Source organism: Streptomyces sp. NPDC001617 (assembly GCF_053596855.1).
In genome coordinates this window covers 72,297-90,128 of record NZ_JBSFHA010000042.1, presented here as the reverse complement: position 1 = coordinate 90,128, position 17,832 = coordinate 72,297, and the positions used below count along the sequence as shown (strand labels likewise).

The 17,832-nt window shown below is 71.8% G+C and carries 12 protein-coding genes; 3 read left to right on the top strand and 9 right to left on the bottom strand.

Annotated elements, in window-relative coordinates; translation table 11 throughout:
* From ACWC09_RS28805 to ACWC09_RS28765, 9 genes are all read right to left on the bottom strand, one after another.
* Nucleotides 1-840 (bottom strand): carbohydrate ABC transporter permease (locus tag ACWC09_RS28805; protein WP_450853792.1); only part of this gene is annotated, 840 nt, incomplete at its 3' end.
* A 19-nt stretch (nucleotides 841-859) separates the two neighbouring features.
* Nucleotides 860-2,101, bottom strand: a complete 1,242-nt coding sequence (locus ACWC09_RS28800; RefSeq protein WP_450853790.1) for a sugar ABC transporter substrate-binding protein — start codon at nucleotides 2,099-2,101, stop codon at nucleotides 860-862.
* A 162-nt stretch (nucleotides 2,102-2,263) separates the two neighbouring features.
* Nucleotides 2,264-3,319, bottom strand: coding sequence for a LacI family DNA-binding transcriptional regulator (locus ACWC09_RS28795; protein ID WP_450853789.1), 1,056 nt, complete (start codon nucleotides 3,317-3,319; stop codon nucleotides 2,264-2,266).
* 117 nt (nucleotides 3,320-3,436) lie between these two features.
* The gene (locus tag ACWC09_RS28790) at nucleotides 3,437-3,778 is read right to left on the bottom strand and encodes a hypothetical protein (RefSeq protein ID WP_450853787.1); all 342 of its coding nucleotides are present in this window, start codon (nucleotides 3,776-3,778) and stop codon (nucleotides 3,437-3,439) included.
* A 201-nt stretch (nucleotides 3,779-3,979) separates the two neighbouring features.
* On the bottom strand, nucleotides 3,980-4,210 hold the full coding sequence (locus ACWC09_RS28785; RefSeq protein WP_450853785.1) for a hypothetical protein: 231 nt from the start codon (nucleotides 4,208-4,210) through the stop codon (nucleotides 3,980-3,982).
* A 169-nt stretch (nucleotides 4,211-4,379) separates the two neighbouring features.
* Nucleotides 4,380-5,804, bottom strand: a complete 1,425-nt coding sequence (locus ACWC09_RS28780; protein WP_450853784.1) for a polysaccharide deacetylase family protein — start codon at nucleotides 5,802-5,804, stop codon at nucleotides 4,380-4,382.
* A 125-nt stretch (nucleotides 5,805-5,929) separates the two neighbouring features.
* Nucleotides 5,930-9,670 carry an nSTAND1 domain-containing NTPase gene (locus ACWC09_RS28775; protein WP_450853782.1) on the bottom strand — a complete coding sequence of 1,247 codons (3,741 nt, stop codon included), beginning with the start codon at nucleotides 9,668-9,670 and terminating at the stop codon, nucleotides 5,930-5,932.
* 283 nt (nucleotides 9,671-9,953) lie between these two features.
* Nucleotides 9,954-13,337, bottom strand: coding sequence for a S8 family serine peptidase (locus ACWC09_RS28770; protein ID WP_450853780.1), 3,384 nt, complete (start codon nucleotides 13,335-13,337; stop codon nucleotides 9,954-9,956).
* A gap of 584 nt (nucleotides 13,338-13,921) precedes the next feature.
* A complete protein-coding gene (locus tag ACWC09_RS28765; RefSeq protein WP_450853778.1) occupies nucleotides 13,922-14,917 on the bottom strand; it encodes an Lrp/AsnC family transcriptional regulator in 996 nt (331 codons plus the stop codon).
* A gap of 123 nt (nucleotides 14,918-15,040) precedes the next feature.
* On the opposite strand from ACWC09_RS28765, the gene ACWC09_RS28760 reads away from it, so the two are divergent.
* From ACWC09_RS28760 to ACWC09_RS28750, 3 genes are all read left to right on the top strand, one after another.
* Nucleotides 15,041-15,250: a hypothetical protein gene (locus ACWC09_RS28760; RefSeq protein WP_450853776.1), complete on the top strand. Its 210-nt coding sequence runs from the start codon at nucleotides 15,041-15,043 to the stop codon at nucleotides 15,248-15,250.
* Between the two features lie 103 nt (nucleotides 15,251-15,353).
* A complete protein-coding gene (locus ACWC09_RS28755; protein ID WP_450853774.1) occupies nucleotides 15,354-15,752 on the top strand; it encodes a hypothetical protein in 399 nt (132 codons plus the stop codon).
* Nucleotides 15,753-15,917: 165 nt separating this feature from the next.
* Nucleotides 15,918-17,561: an MFS transporter gene (locus ACWC09_RS28750; RefSeq protein ID WP_450853772.1), complete on the top strand. Its 1,644-nt coding sequence runs from the start codon at nucleotides 15,918-15,920 to the stop codon at nucleotides 17,559-17,561.
* Nucleotides 17,562-17,832 lie beyond the last annotated feature (271 nt).

The window sequence follows — 17,832 nt, the reverse complement described above, 5'->3', positions numbered from 1 at the left end:
AGGTGCCGCGGGAGTTCGGCCGCCCTTGGTCATGATCCAGATGATGTCGAAGACCTTGAGCGTGTAGACGAGCCCGAGCAGCAGGGTGATCGCGGACACCGGGCGCAGCAGCGGGAAGGTGATGCTCCAAAAGCGCCGCCAGGCGTTCGCACCGTCCAGGGCGGCCGCTTCGTAGAGGCTCGCGGGGATGGACTGCAGGCCGCTGTGGAGGACGACCAGGTTGAAGGGGACGCCGATCCAGATGTTCGCGATGATCACCGAGGCGAGCGACCAGGACGGCGAGGTAAGCCAGTTCACCGGACCGATGCCGACGGCGTGCAGCGTGGCGTTGACGATGCCGGAGTCGCTGTTGAGCATCCACGACCAGGTCGAGGCCGACACGATCAGCGGCAGCAGCCACGGCACGAGGAACAGGGCCCGCAGGGTGGCCGAGAGCCGGAAGTGCTGGTTGAAGAAGACCGCGAGCGCCAGCCCGATGGCGTACTGGAAGACCAGGCACACGGCGGTGAACACCACGGTGTGCAGCAGCGCCGGATCGAAGGTCGGGTCGTCGAAGACGGTCCGGTAGTTCTTCAGACCCGTGAACGGCGCGTCGCCCTGCACGAAGGAGCGGACGGTGTAGTTGCGCAGGCTCAGGTCGAGGTTGCGGTAGAGCGGATAGGCGTAGAAGAGGACGAGATAGAGGGTGACCGGGGCGAGGAAGGCCCAGGCCGCCCACTGCGGGGAGCGGGAGCGGGGGCGGCGCCGGGGCTTGGTGCGGGCCGGGGCCGGGGCGGCGGTCGCCGCCCCGGCCCCGTCGAGCACCGGCCGGCGGTCCGGCAAGGGTGTCGTGTGCTTCATCGGTTGGCCGGAGTCCTGGTTACTTGACGGCGGACTGTGCCGAGTCGAGAGCGTCCTTGGGCGACGCCGACCCGCTGAGGGCGGACTGGACGGCCTTCCACATCTGCTCGGAGATCTTGGGGTACTTGGTGCCCAGATCGTCGCTGGTGCGTCCCTTGGCGGCCTGGACCGCGGCGACCCAGGGCTTGAGCTTGGGGTTGGCGGTCACCTGCTTGTCCTGGACCTCGGTGGTGGGGGCCACGTAGGACAGCGTCGTGTCGGTTTCGAGCAGGTTCTGGCTGTTGGTCAGGCAGGACACGAGCTTCTGCGTGGTGGCGTAGCGGCCGGTGTCCTTCTGGACCGGGACGGTGACGAACTCGCCGCCGGTCGGGGCCGCGGCGTCGCCGCCCGTGGCGGAGGGGATGGGCAGCACGCCGTAGTCGAAGCCGGCCTTCTCGGCATTGGCGAGCTGCCAGGTGCCGTTCTCGCTGAACGCGTAGTCGCCGGTGGCGAACTCCTGCCAGCTGGTCGTCTGCGTGTTGTTGATCACCGAGTTGGGGGCATAGCCCTTGTCCAGCCAGTTCTTCCACAGCGACAGGGCGGAGACCGACTGGTCGGAGTCGAGTGCGGTCAGCTTGGCTCCCGAGCCCCAGAACCAGGGCAGGAACTGGAAGCTGCCCTCCTCCGTGCCGATCGCGGAGAAGGTGATGCCCTTCTTGCCCGCCTTCTTGACCTTCGCGAGCGCCGCCGTCAGGGACTTCCAGTCCTTGACCGAGGCGACGTCGACGCCGGCCTTCTTCAGCACCGCCTTGTTGTAGTACAGGGCGAGGGTGTTGGCACCGATCGGCGTGCCGTACGTCTTCCCGCCCGACTGGCCCGCCGCGAGCAGGTTGGGGTTGACCTTCGAGGTGTCCAGCTTGTTGTCGTCGGTCGTGGTCAGTACGCCCGCCTCCGCCAGGGTCGACACCACCGGGTTGTCGACGATGAGGACGTCCGCGGAGTTGCCCTGCTGCGCCGCCAGCAGCGCCTTGTTCGTCAGGTCACTGGTGTCGAACGCGGTCCGCTTGATCTTCACCCCGGCCTCGGTGCCGCAGCCGTCCAGCAGCTTCGCCCACGCCGAGCTCTTGTCGAACTGCGGGTACGGGTCCCAGATCGTGTACGTGTTGCTGTCCGCGCCCTTGGCGGACGAACTGCCGCTGGACGAGCAGGCGGTGGCGCCGGCGGTGACGGCGACGACGGTCATGGCGGCGGCGGTGAGACGCCGTCTGGCAGATCTGTTCATTGCGTGTTCCTCATGGGTTTTGGCACAGGCGTGCCCTGGGATTGGCACAGGTGTGCCCTGGGAGGGGTGATCGGGGACTGCGGGGCTCGCCGCACCCGGGCGGTGAGTTACGTAGTCGGCCGGTAAAGGGTGCGCATGGTCAGGGGAGTGTGCGGGTGACGGTCAGGGGTGCGTAGGAGCGCCGAGGTCCGCAGCGGGGTCGGCGGACGTGGGGCCGGCGGGGGCGGTGCTCGCTCGCAACGAGATCGGCGGCGCGAGCAGGTGATGCCGGGCCGGTGTCCCGGGATGGTCCAGCCGCTCGACGAGCAGGTCGACGGCGAGGCGGCCCATCTCTTCCGCAGGCACGTCCGCCGCGGTGAGCTGCGGGGTCACCGTCTCCGCCCAGCGGCTGGCCACGACTCCGGTGACGGAGAAGTCGCGTGGCACATGGCGGTCGGCCTGTGCCAGCCCTCGGTAGAGGCCGCCGAGCGCGGCCTCGTTCAGCGTGACCAGGGCCGTGGTGGCCGGATCGTCGTGCAGGATCTGTCGCACACAGGCCTGGCCCGAGGCGGCGTCGTCCCCGCAGCAGTACGTCCGCACGGTGAGGCCGCGTTCGGCCGCGGCCTTGGTGAACCCGTCGAGACCCCGTTGGGCGGACTCGTACCCGGCCCTCAAGAGCTGCTCGGGCCGGTTGACGAAGGCGATCCTGCGGTGGCCCAGGTCCGCGAGGTGGTGCACACACGCCGCCGCCAGTTCCGTGTGGTCCAGGCCCACCCACCAGCCGCCCTCCGGGTGGGCGGTGCGGCCGATGGCGACGGAGGGGAAGTCCACCGCGGTGAGGTGGCCGAGCCGGTCGTCCTGCAGCCGGATCTCCATCAGGATCGCGCCGTCGACCCGCCGCTCGCCCAGCAGCCGCTGGAACGAACGGTCGCTGTCCACGCCGCTCGGAGAGAGCAGCACGTCGTAGTCGTACGCTGCGGCGGCCTCGGTGACGTTGCCGATGAAGTCCAGCTGCATGCCGGTGTAGTGGTTCCCCGCCGGCGGGAAGACCAGACCGATGGTGTTGGTCCGGCCGTTGGCCAGGGCCCGCGCACTCGCGTTGGGCTGGTAGCCCAGCTCGTCGATGACCCGCTGGATCTTCTGCCGGGTGTCCTCGGACACGGGGCGCTTCCCGCTCAGGGCGTAGGACACGGTGCTCCGCGAGACACCGGCCCGCTTGGCGATCTCACCGATGTTCACGGGACTCCTTGCTGGGGCGGTCGAACCGGTTCGATGATTCCAGGGAACGAAATCGGCCAGATGCCGATCGTCGAACCGGTTCGCGTGAAGTGAAGGTAGGAGCAACCCGGATCGGTGTCAACGCCTCGCGCCGAATTGCTCGTAACGGCCCGGAAACGTCGGTGTGCGCACGTGTAATACCTGGCCTGCCGTGATCTGCACCCGCTCATCAGCGGGGCGGGTGCCTGGTTCGATGGGCGGGAACATGCCGCCCCCGTCAGGGCGGCCGGCCATGCGTGGCCGACGAGATCCGTGGCGGGGGTCTTGCTGGCCGGTTTCCTCGGTGCTAGCTTTCATCGAACCGGTTCGATGAAGCATCGAGGGGTCATGGCCGCTGTCGCGGCGGCCCGCGTACATCTGGCTGGGCGCGCCGGCGATCTTTCCGGCCGAGGTGTCGGACTTGATCGCGTCCGGCAGCACACTGTTGGTGATCCCGTTCAGGGCGTCGATCTGGGCGTAAGGACTCTTGCCGAGTGATGCCGTACGAGTCCGGTCGCACTCTCGCCTTGGCGGTGCCGCCCTTGAGGTCGGTGACCTCCAGCTCGACCGAGCCCGCGAAGTCGAAGTACACCAGCGACGAGTTGTAGACCTTGCCGGAGCCGGTGGTGGCGTTGATCTCCTTCAACCGCGGCAGGGAGATGTCGGGGTCTGCCAGTCGCCGTCGGGGGCGGTCCGCGCCCGCACCTTGAAGCTGGTATTGGTCGCCACGCCCGACGGACGGGGGTATGTGACGAGCTTGGGCGCGGCGTTGTCGTCCGACTCGTCGGCCCGGGCGGCGTTGGCCGTCAGGTTGGTCAGGCCGGCGGCGAGGGCGGCCTGGAGGGTTCTGCGACGGGTCAGGCTCGTGTTCATGTGCGGCTCCTTGTCAGGGTGAAGACGGAACAATCGGCCTGCACGCCGACGTGGTCGTCCAGGGGGACACGGCCTACGTCTTCTACGTCACCCACCCTGACCGCGTCGGCGCCGCCTCGGCCAGGACGTGAGGGCGAGCCGAGGTGAGGACGTGCGGAGCTCTCGGAGGTCACATCGTGGCGCGCAGGTGGCTGACGGTGACGAAGTGGTAGCCGCGAGCGCTGAGGGTGCGCAGGATCTCCGGGACCGCCGCGACCGACGTGGGGTGGATGTCGTGCATGAGGACTACGTCGTTGCGCTGTACCTTGCCGATGACGCTCAGGGCGACCTTCGCTGCGTCGGGGTACTTCCAGTCCTCGGTGTCCAGGGTCCACAGCACCGGGGAGAGGGTGGTGGCGCCGCGGACGGTGCTGTTGACGGCCCCGTAGGGCGGGCGGAAGAGGGTGGGGGCCTTGCCGGTGGCGGCCTTGATCGCGGCGCTGGTGCGGTTCAGTTGGTAGGCCACCTGCTCGGCGCTGAGCTTGGTGAGGTCGGGGTGGTTCCAGGAGTGGTTGCCCACCTCGTCGCCGGCCCGGGCCTCGGCGCGCACCAGGTCCGGATGGGCGACGACGTTCTGGCCGACGGTGAAGAAGGTGGCCCGTGCGTTGTACTGCTCGAGGTAGGTGAGCAGGGTCGCGGTCTCCGGGGCGGCGGGGCCGTCGTCGAAGGTCAGCGCGATGCAGCGGACCCGCTTGCAGTCGGTGTCGTCGCCGGAGGCCGTGTGGGTCGGCGCGGCGGCCGTCGGCGTGCTCGTCGCCCCGAGGTCGAGCGAGCCTGACGGCTGGAGGGTCTGGTGCTGGGCGCGCCTGCCGAAGGCGGACAGCCAGGGGGTGACCGTCGCCTTGGAGAGGGTCACGATGTAGGAGCCGACGGCGACGGCGCCGACCGCGCCGGCCTGGAAGATCACCCGCAGCCCGCCGTCCGCGGTGAAGGCCATGTCGTCGAGGACGCCCGGGAGGACCGACCGGTCGGCGAACGCCTCGTTCACCGTGTCCGCGTCCGTGCCCTCCCGTCCCTTGAGCTGGTTCTTCAGGGCGGTGACGAAGGCGTCCCGGGAACCGTCCGCGACGAGTGCGAGTGCGGTGCGGTACGCGCCCGCCTTCCCGTCGTACCAGTAGGTGCGGCTGGCCGGTCCGCCCGTGACGCCGGAGCCGTCCTGGGTGCTGAGCCGGACGCCGAGGACGTCCCCGGAGGCGACCAGGAACTGGTGGCTGATGTTGAGCTCGCCGTGGTGGCCCTGACACGTGGAGCGGAAGGTCGCCAGGCGCACCTCCACGTACTTCTTCATCACGTCGGTCATCGCGCTCGCGCCGGGCACGTCCGGGTAACTGGTGGCCCACGGGCAGGAGGTGCTCTCGCTGTTGTCGTTGACGAGCTGCAGGCCCTTGATCTTCGAGGGGTCCACGGACCGCACCGGGGAGACGGTGGAGGACGAGCCGGGCCGCGCTGCGGCGCTCGTCGAGCTCGCCGTTCCGGAGGATCCGGACGAGCATGCCGACGTCGCGCAGAGCGAGCCGAGCAGGACGAGAGAGGGGAGGACGAGATGTGTGCGCATAAGGACCAGAACCTGGGATCGGAGGCTTAAACGGCTTCCGATCGTCCAGGTCAGGGCCATTTTTCAGCGACCGTCGCAGTCAGTGTGAACAAAAAGCCTTCCCGGCGCTCCACGTCCGTCGTCACTCACCGTGTCCCGGGGCACACCTGCCGGTACGACACGTCGGGCACGTACGTCCGCCACTGCGCACCGGTGAGTCCGCCCCCGGCCCGGGAACACAGGACGCGAACGATGTCGTCCGGGGCGACCGGGTAGCCCTGCAGCAGCACGTCGAGGCCGCCGGCGTACAGGGTGGCGCCGTCGTCGGTGAAGGCGAGGGTGTCGATCTCGTCGCCGGCGGTGGGCAGGTCGGTGCCGAGCTGCTGCTGCCCGGCGGTGTCCCACAGGCGCAGGGTGCCGAACTGGCCGCCCACGGCGAGGGTGGAGCCGTCGGGGGAGAAGGCGAGTGCGCCCACGGCCTCGGCGGCGCTGGCGGAGGCGGTGTCCGAGGTGCCGGTCAGCAGGCCCCTGCGGGTGCGCAGGTCACCGTCCCACAGCGTCACGTGCCCGGTGGAGTCGCCGGCGGCGAGCCGGGTGCCGTCGGGGCTGAAGGCCAGCGCGGTGACCGGCTGGCCGTCGGCCAGGGCGTGCCCGCGCACGCGACCGGACGGCAGCTCGGCGTACCGGTCGGCGGAGTCGGCGAGCAGTCGGCCGTCGGGCCGCAGCGCGAGACTGCCCTGGTGAACGGTGTTCAGGGTGGCCGTCCGTCGGTGGCTGCGGGTGTCCCAGACCTCGGCCGCGCTGTCGCCGCCCGTGGAGCGCACGGCCAGCAGCGTCCGGCCGCCGGGGCCGAGGGCCAGCGCGTAGACGGTGCGGTCCGCCGCGCCGGATGTCTCGAACGACGTACGGACTTGGTGGGCGCGGACGTCCCAGACGCTGAAGCGCTGCCGCAGGGAGCCGTGCGAGGAGACGGTGTCGGCGACGGCGAGGGAACGGCCGTCCGGGCTGTAGGCCAGCTGCGGGGGGCCGCCGCCGGCGTCGGTGGGCAGGGGGCCGAGCGTGGTGCGGGCGAGGACGGCTCGGGTGCCAGTGGCACGCAGTTCGAAGCGGTAGCCGCTGCCGGAGCGCGTGGCGGTGGCCAGGACCGAGCCGTCCGGGCTGAGCGCGGTCGCGTCGGCCGGCGTGCCCTGCCAGCGGGCGTCCAGGCGGTCGCTCACGTCATAGGTGCGGACCGTGGCGTTGTCCAGGTAGCGCAGCGTCCGGCGGCTCGTGTCCGGGTCCCAGGCCAGGTACCTCACCTCGGCGCCGGCCAGCGGTTGGTGGAAGACCTGCCCGCCGCCGTTGGCCAGCCGCCACACGGCGATCTCCTCGTCGTCGGCCGTGGCCAGGAACTCCCCGTCCGGGGAGAGGACGGCGTCGGTGAAGCCAGTGGTACCGGCGCTGGCGAAGTCGGCGACCTCTCGCCCGCCGGAGACGTTCCAGACCTTGGACGTGTTTCCCAGAACGGCGGCCAGACGTCGGCCGTCCGCGCTGAACCGCAGCAGCCGCGAGCCGCCGTCCGCTCCCGATCCGGTACCACAGACGTTGCCCCGTGCCTTCTCCCAGGCACCCGCCAGCTTTCTGCCCTGGACGGTGTCCCACACCTGGGGGGCGCCGCCGGCCGTGCAAAGGGCGAGGAGACGGCCGCCCGGGCCGACGGCGGCGGTGGTCAGGGCGCGCGGCACGTCCGTGGTGAACAGCGCCCTGCCGTCGCCGGTCCTGCGCACGCGCACCGCGCCGGCGCCGTCCGACGGACCGGTGAGGTAGGCGCTGCCGTCGGGCGCCCAGTCGACCGTGTCGCCCAGGTCGGCGACGGTTCGGCCGGAGGCGAGGTTCCACAGCTGGTCGCCGTCCTGACCGATGACCACGAGGAAGCGGCCGTCGGGGCCGCCCTCGGCGACCTCCGTGCCGGCGGGCAGACGATAGGCGGCGGTGACGCGGTGGTCGGCCACGTTCCGGACGGTCACCCTGCCGTCCGTGACGGTGACCAGGGAGCGACCCTGGCCGGTGAGGAAGCGCCGGACGTTCTCGCCCGTCTGCGGGTCGGTGAAGGCGTCCCGCTCGGGCCGGGCCAGGGCCTCCAGCAGGGCCGAGCGGGACTCGGTCAGCGGGGCGAGCCGCCAGGCCGCGACGGAGAGCCGGGCGGCCGTGCGTGGGTCGGCGGAGTGCAGGCCGGCGGCCACCGTGGCCAGGCGGCGGGCGGCCGCCTTGGCTGCCTCCTCCTCGCTCGTCCGGCCCCGCTGCCAGGCCAGCAGGCCCGCGGCGAGCGCGAGCACCAGGAACGCGGACAGGCCCGCGGTGAGCATGCGGGTACGGCGGGTGGCCCGTGCCTCGGCCTCCCGCTCGGCGTCGCGCGCGGCGCGCGAGGCGTCGAGGAAGGCCCGCTCCAGCTCCGCGAGGTCGTCCCGCGAGGACCCGCCGAACAGCTCCGCGGCCTGGACCAGCCGCGCCCCCCGGTACAGCACTCCCGCATCCCGGTCCAGCTGATCCCAGGCGCGGGCCGACTCGCCGAGCAGCCGCTGCGCGTGCAGCCGCTCCCGGCCCTCCTCGATCCAGCCCGCCAGCCGCGGCCAGCCGGTGATCAGCACCTCGTGGGCCAGCTCGACGGTGTCGCCGTCCAGGGTGACCAGCCGCGCGGCGGCGAGGCGTTCCAACACGTCCCGCGCGTCGGGCCCCAGCTCGGGCCGGGACGCCGGCCGGCGCGTGTCGGCGGCGCCGTCCCCGGGTGCGATCAGCCGCAGCAGGACGCGGCGGGCGATGCGGGCCTGCTCCGGCGCGAGGTCGCCGTAGACCTGTTCGGCGGTGGCGGCGAGTGCCCCACGCACGCCGCCCGCCTCCTCGTACGCGGCCAGGGTGAGGGTGCGGCCGCGGCGGCGGCGCCAGGTCTCCAGCAGGGCGTGCGAGAGCATCGGCAGGGCGCCCGGCTGGTCGGTGACCTCGTCGATGACGCGGGCGGTGAGCGCGCGCTCGACGTTCAGGCCCTCGGCGGTCGCGGGCCGCGTGATCACGTCCCGCAGCTCCTCCCGGCCCATCGGCCCGATCAGCAGGGTCGCTCGGCCGACCGCTTCCGCCAGCCCCGGATGGGTGCCGCAGTGGCCGTAGAAGTCGCCCCGTACGGCGATGGCCACGCGCAGCCGGCTCGACCGGTCGCGGGCGGACAGCAGTAGATCCAGGAAGCGGTCGCGTTCCGCGCGGTCGGGGCAGAGGGTGAACAGCTCCTCGAACTGGTCGACGATCACCCAGGTGTCCTGGCCGCCGTCCTCGCCGTCCTCGCCGTCCCCGCCGTCCTTCGGGACGAGCGCCCGCTCGTGCGTGCGCGCGGGCTGTTCACCAGGGGTGAGCACCCGGATCACGGCGGGACGGTCGGAGCCCTGAGCCTGCCGCAGAGCGGGGATCAGCCCGGCCCGCAGCAGGGACGACTTTCCGCTGCCGGAGGGGCCGGACACGGCCGCGAACCGGTGCGCGCGCACCAGGCCCAGCAGCTCGCCGACCTGCTTGTCCCGGCCGAAGAAGAGATCGCTGTCGCCCGGTTCGAAGCGGGCCAGTCCTCGGTACGGTGCCCGTTCCTCGGTTGAGGGTGCCCGGACCTCGGCGTCCGCCTCCCGCCAGCGGCGCTCCCATTCGTCGGGATCGGCGTCCAGCACCTCGGCGTACGCCCGCACCAGCGCGAGCGAGGGCAACTGGTCGCCGGCCGCCGCCTGGGACAGCGCGGTCGTCGAGTAGCCCGCCCGCTCGGCCATCTCCCGGTACGGCGGCTTTCCCGCCTTCTCGCGCAGCAGGCGCAGTTCGTGCGCGAGCCGCTGCACGGGCCCGGCTTCGGGATCCACCGGTTTTTCGCGTCGTCCCACCGGGCGGTACCTTCCGACTTTCCAACACAGCCTTGATCGAGCGCCCAAGCTACGTTCGGCCGCCGATTCGAGGCAATTCCGGCCCATTGCGCGGACGCGGGCCCGACGACCGACACAGCCGTGCCTCCGGCTGGTACGGCCGGAGGCACGGAGTGGAACTGTCCCGGGAGCTTGGCGGTCTTGATGAAGTCCGGTGCGGCACCGCGCCCGTAAGGGGCGCGGGGAACTGCGCGATCAGCCCCCACCGGCCCGCCGGTTCATCACCGCCCTTCCAGCGGAGCGCTCAGCGCACAGTGCGGTACGCCGTGTGGATGGTCTCCGTGGCGGTGTTGCCGTCGGTGTCGGTCAGGGAGGCTCGGAAGGAGACGGTGCCGGGCTTCTTCGGGTGGATGAGGGTGAGGTACCGCTTGCCGGCGTGGTCCGTGTGGACGGCGACCGGCTTCCAGGTGCGGCCGCCGTCGTACGACACGCGTACCGTCAGCGACTTGAGGTGGCCCTTGGTCGCGGCCGGGCCCTGGAGTGACAGCGGCACTGTGACGCGGGCGCCCGCCTCGGCGGTGTCGGTCAGGCTCAGCTTCGGGTGGAAGCGGACGACGGAGAGGGGGAAGGGGACCCCCTTGGTCTCACCGTTGTCGCGGGAGGTGAAGGTCCACGCCGCGTCCACGTGGTCGCTGGTCCTGTAGTCCATGGTGCGGTCGGTGCTGATGGACAGCCGGTAGCGCGTCGGCCCGGCGGGCAGGCCGCCGTAGACGCTCAGGCAGGTGTCGTCGGTGGTGGAAGTGAAGACCCGGGAGCCGGAGCTGAGCCGGGTGGTGATGGTGGCCTGGGGGAGGTAGGCCAGGTTGCCCGGGCCGTCGGAGAACATCGGCACGCACACGTAGTAGAAGCCGCCGAGCCGTTTGGCGCCGGTTCCGGAGGCCGGCGCGACGGCCGGGCCGTGGACACCGCGGCCGAACGTGACCCGGTACGTGTGGCCCCGCTCGAAGCGGCGGTCGGTGAGGAAGTTGAACATGTCCTCGTTGTGCGAGCCGTTGCCGATCACGGCGCCCAGGTTCCAGCGCAGCCCGCGGTCGGTGCTCAGGTACTGCACGACGGAGGCGGTCGGCGCCGGGCGCCGGGCCCCTTCCAGGGCGACGGACGCCCGGCCGAGCTGCGGCCAGTCGGGGATGGACCAGTTCACCTGGGGCGTGGTTTCGGCGCCGGTCAGGGTGGTCGCGACGGAGGCGTTCACCCGGGCCATGTCCCGGGTGCCGGAGAAGCTGCGGTTCAGACCGGTGAAGAAGGAGCCGGTACGGGTGGTGACCAGGTTGTACGCCGGGGAGGTGGCGGTGCGCTGCCAGATCCCGCCGAACTGGGCGACGAAGGAGTCGGCCGGGACGCCGGAGCCGATCTGGCCGAGGGCGGTGTCACCGGCGTCGACGGTGTTCCCGCCGACGTAGTCGTAGGCCGGCTTGGCGCCGTGGGCCGCGAAGAGGACCTGCGCGTCGCGCGGGGTGGCCCGGCGGTCGGGGGCGGTGATCTTCACCGGCTTGGCCCTGCGCCCGTCGAGGGCGAGGCTGGTGTCGCGGTCGAGCGTCAGGCGGGGTGCCACCAGCAGGGCGGTCTTCCCCCGGGGGTCGGTGGTCTGGACGTCGACCACGTAGTGGCCCTTGGGCAGTCGCAGGGTGACCGTGCCGTCGGGGTGGTTCTTGCCGTCGTCGAACGGTGTGTACTGCTTGCCGGTGTCCAGGTTCGCCACGATGACGCCGGGCGCGTCGTCGCGCTTGCCGTCGCGGCGGGTGACGGTCAGATTCAGCTTGTGCGACTCCACCTCACGGATGACGCCCAGGGCGGTGCGCACGCTCTGCCCGCCGCCGCTCGCGGTCACCGCACCGGAGTAGGCGCCGTCGGCGCCGCCGAGCCGGGTGTCGGCGGTGACCGTGGCCTGCGCGGTGCCGCCGGTCGGGACGGTCAGCCGGGCCGGGGAGACCGTGAACATGCCGGTGGGTGCGCTGCCGCCGTCGGGACCGGTGACGTCGGAGGTCAGGTCCAGGGTGACGGGCTTCGTGCCCGAGTTGCGGTAGGTCAGCGTCCGGGTCGCCGGCTGGTCGTCACTGTGCGGCCAGGCGGCGGTGCCGAAACCGACGGAGGACGGCTCGGTGGTGACGTCGGCGCCGGTCGCCCGGGTCAGGTCGACCCGGCCCGCCCCGACCTCGTACGCGGTGGTGCCGGTCAGCGGCAGGGCCGATGCCGTCAGCGCGGCCTTGATCCGGTCGCCGGTCCAGTCCGGGTGCTCCTGGGCGAGGATCGCGGCGGAGCCCGCTATGTGCGGGGTGGCCATGGAGGTGCCCGACATCTTCACGTATCCGGGCGCCACCTCCTCGCCCTCACTGCCGTGGGCGGCGCGCGCGGCGACGATGTCGACACCGGGCGCGGCGATGTCCGGCTTCAGCGCGCCGTCCGCGGTCGGGCCGCGGCTGGAGAAGTCGGCGACCTTGTCGTGCCGGTCCACCGCGGCGACGGTCAGGGCCGACGCGGCCGAGCCCGGAGTGCCGACGGTGGTGTCGGAGGGGCCTTCGTTGCCCGCGGCGATCACGAACAGGGCGTGGGAGGAGGCCGACAGGTTGTTCACGGCCTTCTCCAGCGGGTCCACCCCCGGGGTGTCGGTGGAGCCCAGGCTCATGCTGACGACCTTGGCGCCCTGCGCCACGGCCCACTGCATACCGGCGATGATCGACGAGTCGGATCCGACGCCGGTGTCGTCCATGACCTTGCCGACGAGCAGCTTCGCGCCGGGCGCCACACCCTGGTACTTGCCGTGGCTCTCCGCACCGGAGCCGACGATGGTGGAGGCGACGTGGGTGCCGTGGCCCTGCCTGTCGTCGGTCGAGCCGGTGTCGGAGCCGGTGTCGGAGCCGGCGAAGTCCTTGGTCTTGAGGATGCTGCCCTTGATGTCGGGGTGGGTGGCGTCGACGCCGGTGTCCAGGACGGCGACCTTCACGCCCTTGCCGTCGTAGCCCTGCTTCCAGGCCGCGGGGGCACCGATCTGCGCGACACCGCCCTCGGGATCGGGGGCGCCGCTGTCGTCCTGTGGGGTTGCCTTGACCCGCCCGTCGAGCCACACCCGGTCGATGCCGGGCGCGACGGCCACGGCGGTGTGGTCGGCATCGACCGGGTCGGTCAGCGCCCGCCACAGGTCGCCGACGTCCGGCTTGTCGGCGGCCAGTGCCACGCCGCGGACGGCGGGCAGCACTCGTTCGACCTCAACGTCGGCGGCTGCCAAGGCACGTCGGGCACCGGCCTGGATGCCACTGCCACCCCGGTAGGAGACGATCAGCGGCACCTGCTTGCGATGGGCGTCGTCGTAGCCGTCCTTGACGAGCTGCGTGATGTCGAACAGGCGACGGTCCAGTCGCCCGCTGTCCAGCAGCCGGGTCGCGTCCTGCGGGACGACGTAGGTGTGGCCCGCGAACCGTCGTATCGAGAAACCGACGTGCCCGCGGCCCTTACCGCGCCGCACGTCTGTCACCCGGCCCGTGCCGTCCATGCTCACGGTGTCACCGGTCACCAGCGTCACATGGACGCCGGCCCGGGCCTGCCCGCTCGCCGCCGTGGCCGACAGGTCCGCCGACGGGCCCGCTGCCGCCGGGGTGACGATGGTGGCGGCGAGCCCGGCCACCGCCACCACGGCCGGTATCCCGTACGTGGCACTCCGCGCCGACAGTCTCTTCCCGTTCAGGCTGTGCTTGTTCCGCAATGTGCTGTCTCGCTTCCCCGTAAGTCGGTGGATGGCCGCGGATGAGGCCCGTCTGCGCGGGCGCACGGGCGGCCCGGGCCCGCACAAGGGGGGCGTGTGAGCCGGGGCCGCGTGTGCCGTCGGCGGGGGGAGTGCCGTCGGCCGTGAACGAGTCTTGGCCCGCGGGGAATTGGTCAGTAGCCCCTCTCGGGCACTGAAAAATCGAGGGAGGCCCCGGTCCGCGCGAGGTCTCGGCCGTTCGGCCGGTGTGCGCGGCCCGCTGCGCGGCCGTCAAGACCCACATGACCCGGCTTCTCACCAAGCTCGGTGCCCGCGACCGTGGGCAACTCGTCGTCCGCGCCTACGAGTCGGGTCTGGTCGCCCCGGGGAGGTCCCACCCGGCCCCGGGCACCTGATACCCGGGCGTGACACCGGAGTCGGGTCGATACGACACATCCCCCGCGCCGCCGGACCCTGATCGAGTGGTCCGGGCCGAGGCGTCGGCTCCGCCCGGGGCGCGAGCACGTTGCGGGCTCCTATGCGGGTGTCGTATGGACCAGGCGGCCGTGGAAGATGAGTGAGGCGGCCTGTTTCAGGCGGCGGACGCGGATGCTGACCTCGTAGGCGTCGATGCCGTCGATGGCGGCGACGCTGGTGGTGAGATAGCGGTAGAAGTCCTCGGCGTCGCGGCAGATGACGCTGACCATCAGGTTGTGGTGGCCGCTGATGGCGCCGGCGAAGGCGACCTCGGCGTGCCGCGCGAGTGCCTCCCCGGCTTGTTCGAGGCGGGCGGGGGAGACGCGCAGCCAGAGGGTGGCGTTGAGGGTGTGGCCGAGGCGCTCGGGCAGCAGTTCCACGTCGTAGAAGAGGGTGCCCGAGGTCTCCAGGGCCTCCAGGCGGCGGGCGACGCGGGCGTTGGACCAGCCGGTGAGCTCGGCGAGGCGGGTGTGGGTGGTGCGGCCGTCCTCGGCGAGGGCTTTCAGCAAGGGGGTGTCCTCGTCCGTGGGGGGCCGCAGTGGTCCGGCGGGGGCGGGTGGCCGGTCGGCGGTGAGCTGCCGCACCTGCTCGGGGGTGAGGCCGTCGCCGTAGGCGGTCCATTCGCTGCTGCCGGTCTCGCCGAAGGGGTGCAGGAGGAGGTCGATGCTGACGTCCAGGACCGAGGCGGAGCGGGGCAGTTGACGCAGGAGGATGTCGTCGCGTTCGGCCTCGACGGGGGAGCGGATCATGCAGATGATCTCCGAGCCGCCGGAGGCCAGGTTGGCGTAGGCGATGTCCGGCCGCTTGGCCAGGGAGTCCGCCAGGGGCCCGACCCGGTCGGGGCGGGAGCGGATGCGGGCCACCCACTGGGCCTTGCCGTAGACGGCCGGGTTGACCAGGCCGACCACGCGCATCACCCCGCTGCGGTGCAGGGCGTGGTAGCGGCGGGCGGCCGTCTGCTCCGACACGCCGGTCACCTCGGCGATGTGCCGGAACGGGAGGCGGGGTGCGCACTGGAGCGCGTGGAGGATTTTCCTGTCCACATCGTCGATCACGAGAGGAGTCTGGCACATCGCTGAGGCTGGGTAGATGTTTCTGTTCGTTTCGAGCTATTGAGTTCATGGTTATGGGCTATGAGGCGGATGCTGGTCGTGTCCAGAAGAAAGGGCGTGACTCCCATGGGTACGCGGCTGGCGCCGACGGCGGCCTGCATCGGCACCTTCGTCCTGCTGACGCACCTCACCGCGGCGGGCGTGGTGCCGTCCCACCGGGCGGCGCTCCCACACGCCGGTCTCTCTCGCATCCAGCGGGTGATCGGTGACATGGCCCCGGCGCCCGCCACGGCCCTCGTGGGGGCTGCCCGGCGGAGCGTCGGCGTCGGTCCCTGACCGGCCCGGAGCGCCGTCCTCGCATCCCCCGCCGGCGCTCCGGGCCTCTTGGACCGCACTGTGCCGACGATCCGGTTACACCACCGCACACGAGCAGCACCACTTGCCCAGAGAGGCATCCGTCCCCGTGGACCTCACCGCCGACGCCTTCCGCTCGACAGCCCCGTTCGACGTCCTCGCCAAGCTCCTCGGCCAGCCGGCACACACCGACTGGCTCGACGAGAGCTTGTCGTGGAAGCAGACCCGCTACATCGGTGAGTTGTCCTTCCTGCCCTGGCACGGCGACAGCCACTACTTCCGCAAGATGCTCTCCCCGACGGTGCTGAACGTCGCCGACGCCGAGGTCGGCACGCAGGTCGAGGTCGTCCGCGCCGATCCCGGCGACCCGGTCAGGCGGATCCGTGTCACCGTCGCTGGCGGCCCGTTCAGGCGCGTCCGTCCTCATCCCGAGTTCCGCGCCCATCTGGCCGCGTACCGGGCGGAGTTCGGCCCGACGGCGTAAGCCGCAGGGCGCCATCACCCACCGACGTCTGGTGGGACGCCACCGGCCGCGTCCCCCAGGCAGGGTCTGCCTGCTTCAGCATGGCGGCCCTTGAGCACCACCCACCCCTCCCCACCCAACCGACTGCGGCGCACCACGCCGTACGGGAGAAAACGGAGAATTTCCGTGAACGTCACCACACCGGCGAGCGGGTCGACGGACAGGCGGGCGGCCACCATCGTCATGGCCTGCCTCGGCGTGTTCGTCGCCTACCTGCCGATCACCACGGTTGCCGTCAGCCTGCCCGCCATCCAGCGGTCGCTGAACACCTCGACCGCCCAACTGTCCTGGGTCCAGGACGCGTTCGTCCTGCCCATGGCCGCCTTCATCCTGACCGCCGGCGTCTTCGGCGACGTCCACGGCCGCAAGAAGGTCTTCCAGGCCGGCCTGTTCTTCAGTGCCGCCGGTGCGACGGTCGCCCTGTGCGCACACAACATCCAGACCCTGTGGGCCGGACAGGCCCTGGCAGGCCTGGGCTCGGCGGCGCTGCTGCCCACCACGCTCGCGCTGATCAGCCACGCCGTGCCCGACTTCCGCGAGCGCGGCAAGTTCATCGGCATGTGGGCCATGGCCCTGCTCGCGGCCCTGGCCGTCGGCCCGGTCATCGCCGGCGTGATCCTCGACCACTACTCATGGCGCTGGATCTACCTGCTGTCCGTCCCCCTCTCGCTGCTCGCGCTGGCCATCGCCGCCCCGCTGCTGACCGACTCGCGCGCCCCGCACGGACGCAAACTCGACTGGCCCGGCCAGATCACCGCGGCCGTCGGCGTGACCGCCCTGGTCTACGGCGTGATCGAGGGCGGCGCCGACTCCTTCACCACGCCGAAGGTGGTCGCCGCCCTCGCACTGGGCGTCGTCGCGCTGATCGCGTTCGTCGTGGCCGAGAAGCGCAGCGCCAGCCCCATGCTGGACCTCGCGGTCTTCCGCAGCGCGGCCTTCACCGCCACCGCCCTCATCGCCCTGATCACCTTCCTCGGGCTGATCGGCTTCTTCTTCGTCCTCAGCCTGTACTTCGGCATGGTCCAGCAGCTCGGCACCCTGGAGGCCGGCGCGCGCCTGCTGCTGGTCCCCGCCGCCGCGATCGTGGCCGGTGACCCGGCCGGACGCCTCATGCACCGCGTCCCGGCACGTTGGATGATCACCGTCGGGCTGCTCCTGATCGCCGGGCCCCTGCTGGCCATGACCAACCTCGACGCCCACACCTCCTACGGCTCCATCGCCTGGCGGCTGATCGTGCTGGGCATCGGCCTCGGCCTCGTCACCACCCCGATGACGGCCACCGCCGTCGCCGCCGTGCCGCACCATCTGGCAGGCATGGCCTCGGCCGCCAACAACGCCTTCCGCCAGGTCGGCGGCGCGCTCGGCCCGGCCGTCCTCGGCGCCCTGCTGTCCACCCGCGCCGTCCACACCCTGCCCGGCCACCTCGCCGACTCGGGCGTGACCGGCACCCAGGCCCACACCATCGTCGCCACCGCCAAGGACGGCGGCCTGGGCGCGGTCGCCGGGATGAACCTCGGCTCCACCGCCGGCCAGGTCTACGGAGCCCTGGGCGACTCCCTCATCGACGGCATGCGGCTGTGCTTCATCGTGGCGGCGGTGCTGGTGCTGATCGCGGCAGGGTGCGCGGTCACCCTCCTGCGCCGTCCCAAGCAGGCCGCGGGGGGTGCGGCGAAGGGCGCAGGCACGGCACAGCACGACCGCCCGGGCGCCTCCGCCGAGAACGCCCGGGCGGCGGGCACCGCTCAGCCCGTGGGACACCGGCGCGGCTGACCGGGCGGTACCAGGGGCGGGGCATCGCCCGGGCCGGTCACACCGGCGCGGGCGATGCCCCGCCCCCGTGCCGTGCCGACGTTGTCGCCGCGTCCGGGGTGCCGTATGCGGTGACTCCGTGGCGGGCACCGAGCAGGGTGATGGCCCGGCACGCCGTCCATACAGATGTCGTCGCCGGCATCTGCCCCGAACTTCCTTGGGGCGTAGGGTAGTTGGTCAGGCGTGGAGCCGACGGGTGGCAGATCGCCCTCGACCTCGGGCTTGGTTTCCC

Bases quoted from the DNA above. Each gene is read 5' to 3' on its own strand.
- ACWC09_RS28780 (WP_450853784.1), bottom strand. From the start codon at position 5,804: ATGCGCACACATCTCGTCCTCCCCTCTCTCGTCCTGCTCGGCTCGCTC.
- ACWC09_RS28800 (WP_450853790.1), bottom strand. From the start codon at position 2,101: ATGAACAGATCTGCCAGACGGCGTCTCACCGCCGCCGCCATGACCGTC.
- ACWC09_RS28760 (WP_450853776.1), top strand. From the start codon at position 15,041: ATGGGTACGCGGCTGGCGCCGACGGCGGCCTGCATCGGCACCTTCGTC.
- ACWC09_RS28785 (WP_450853785.1), bottom strand. From the start codon at position 4,210: ATGAACACGAGCCTGACCCGTCGCAGAACCCTCCAGGCCGCCCTCGCC.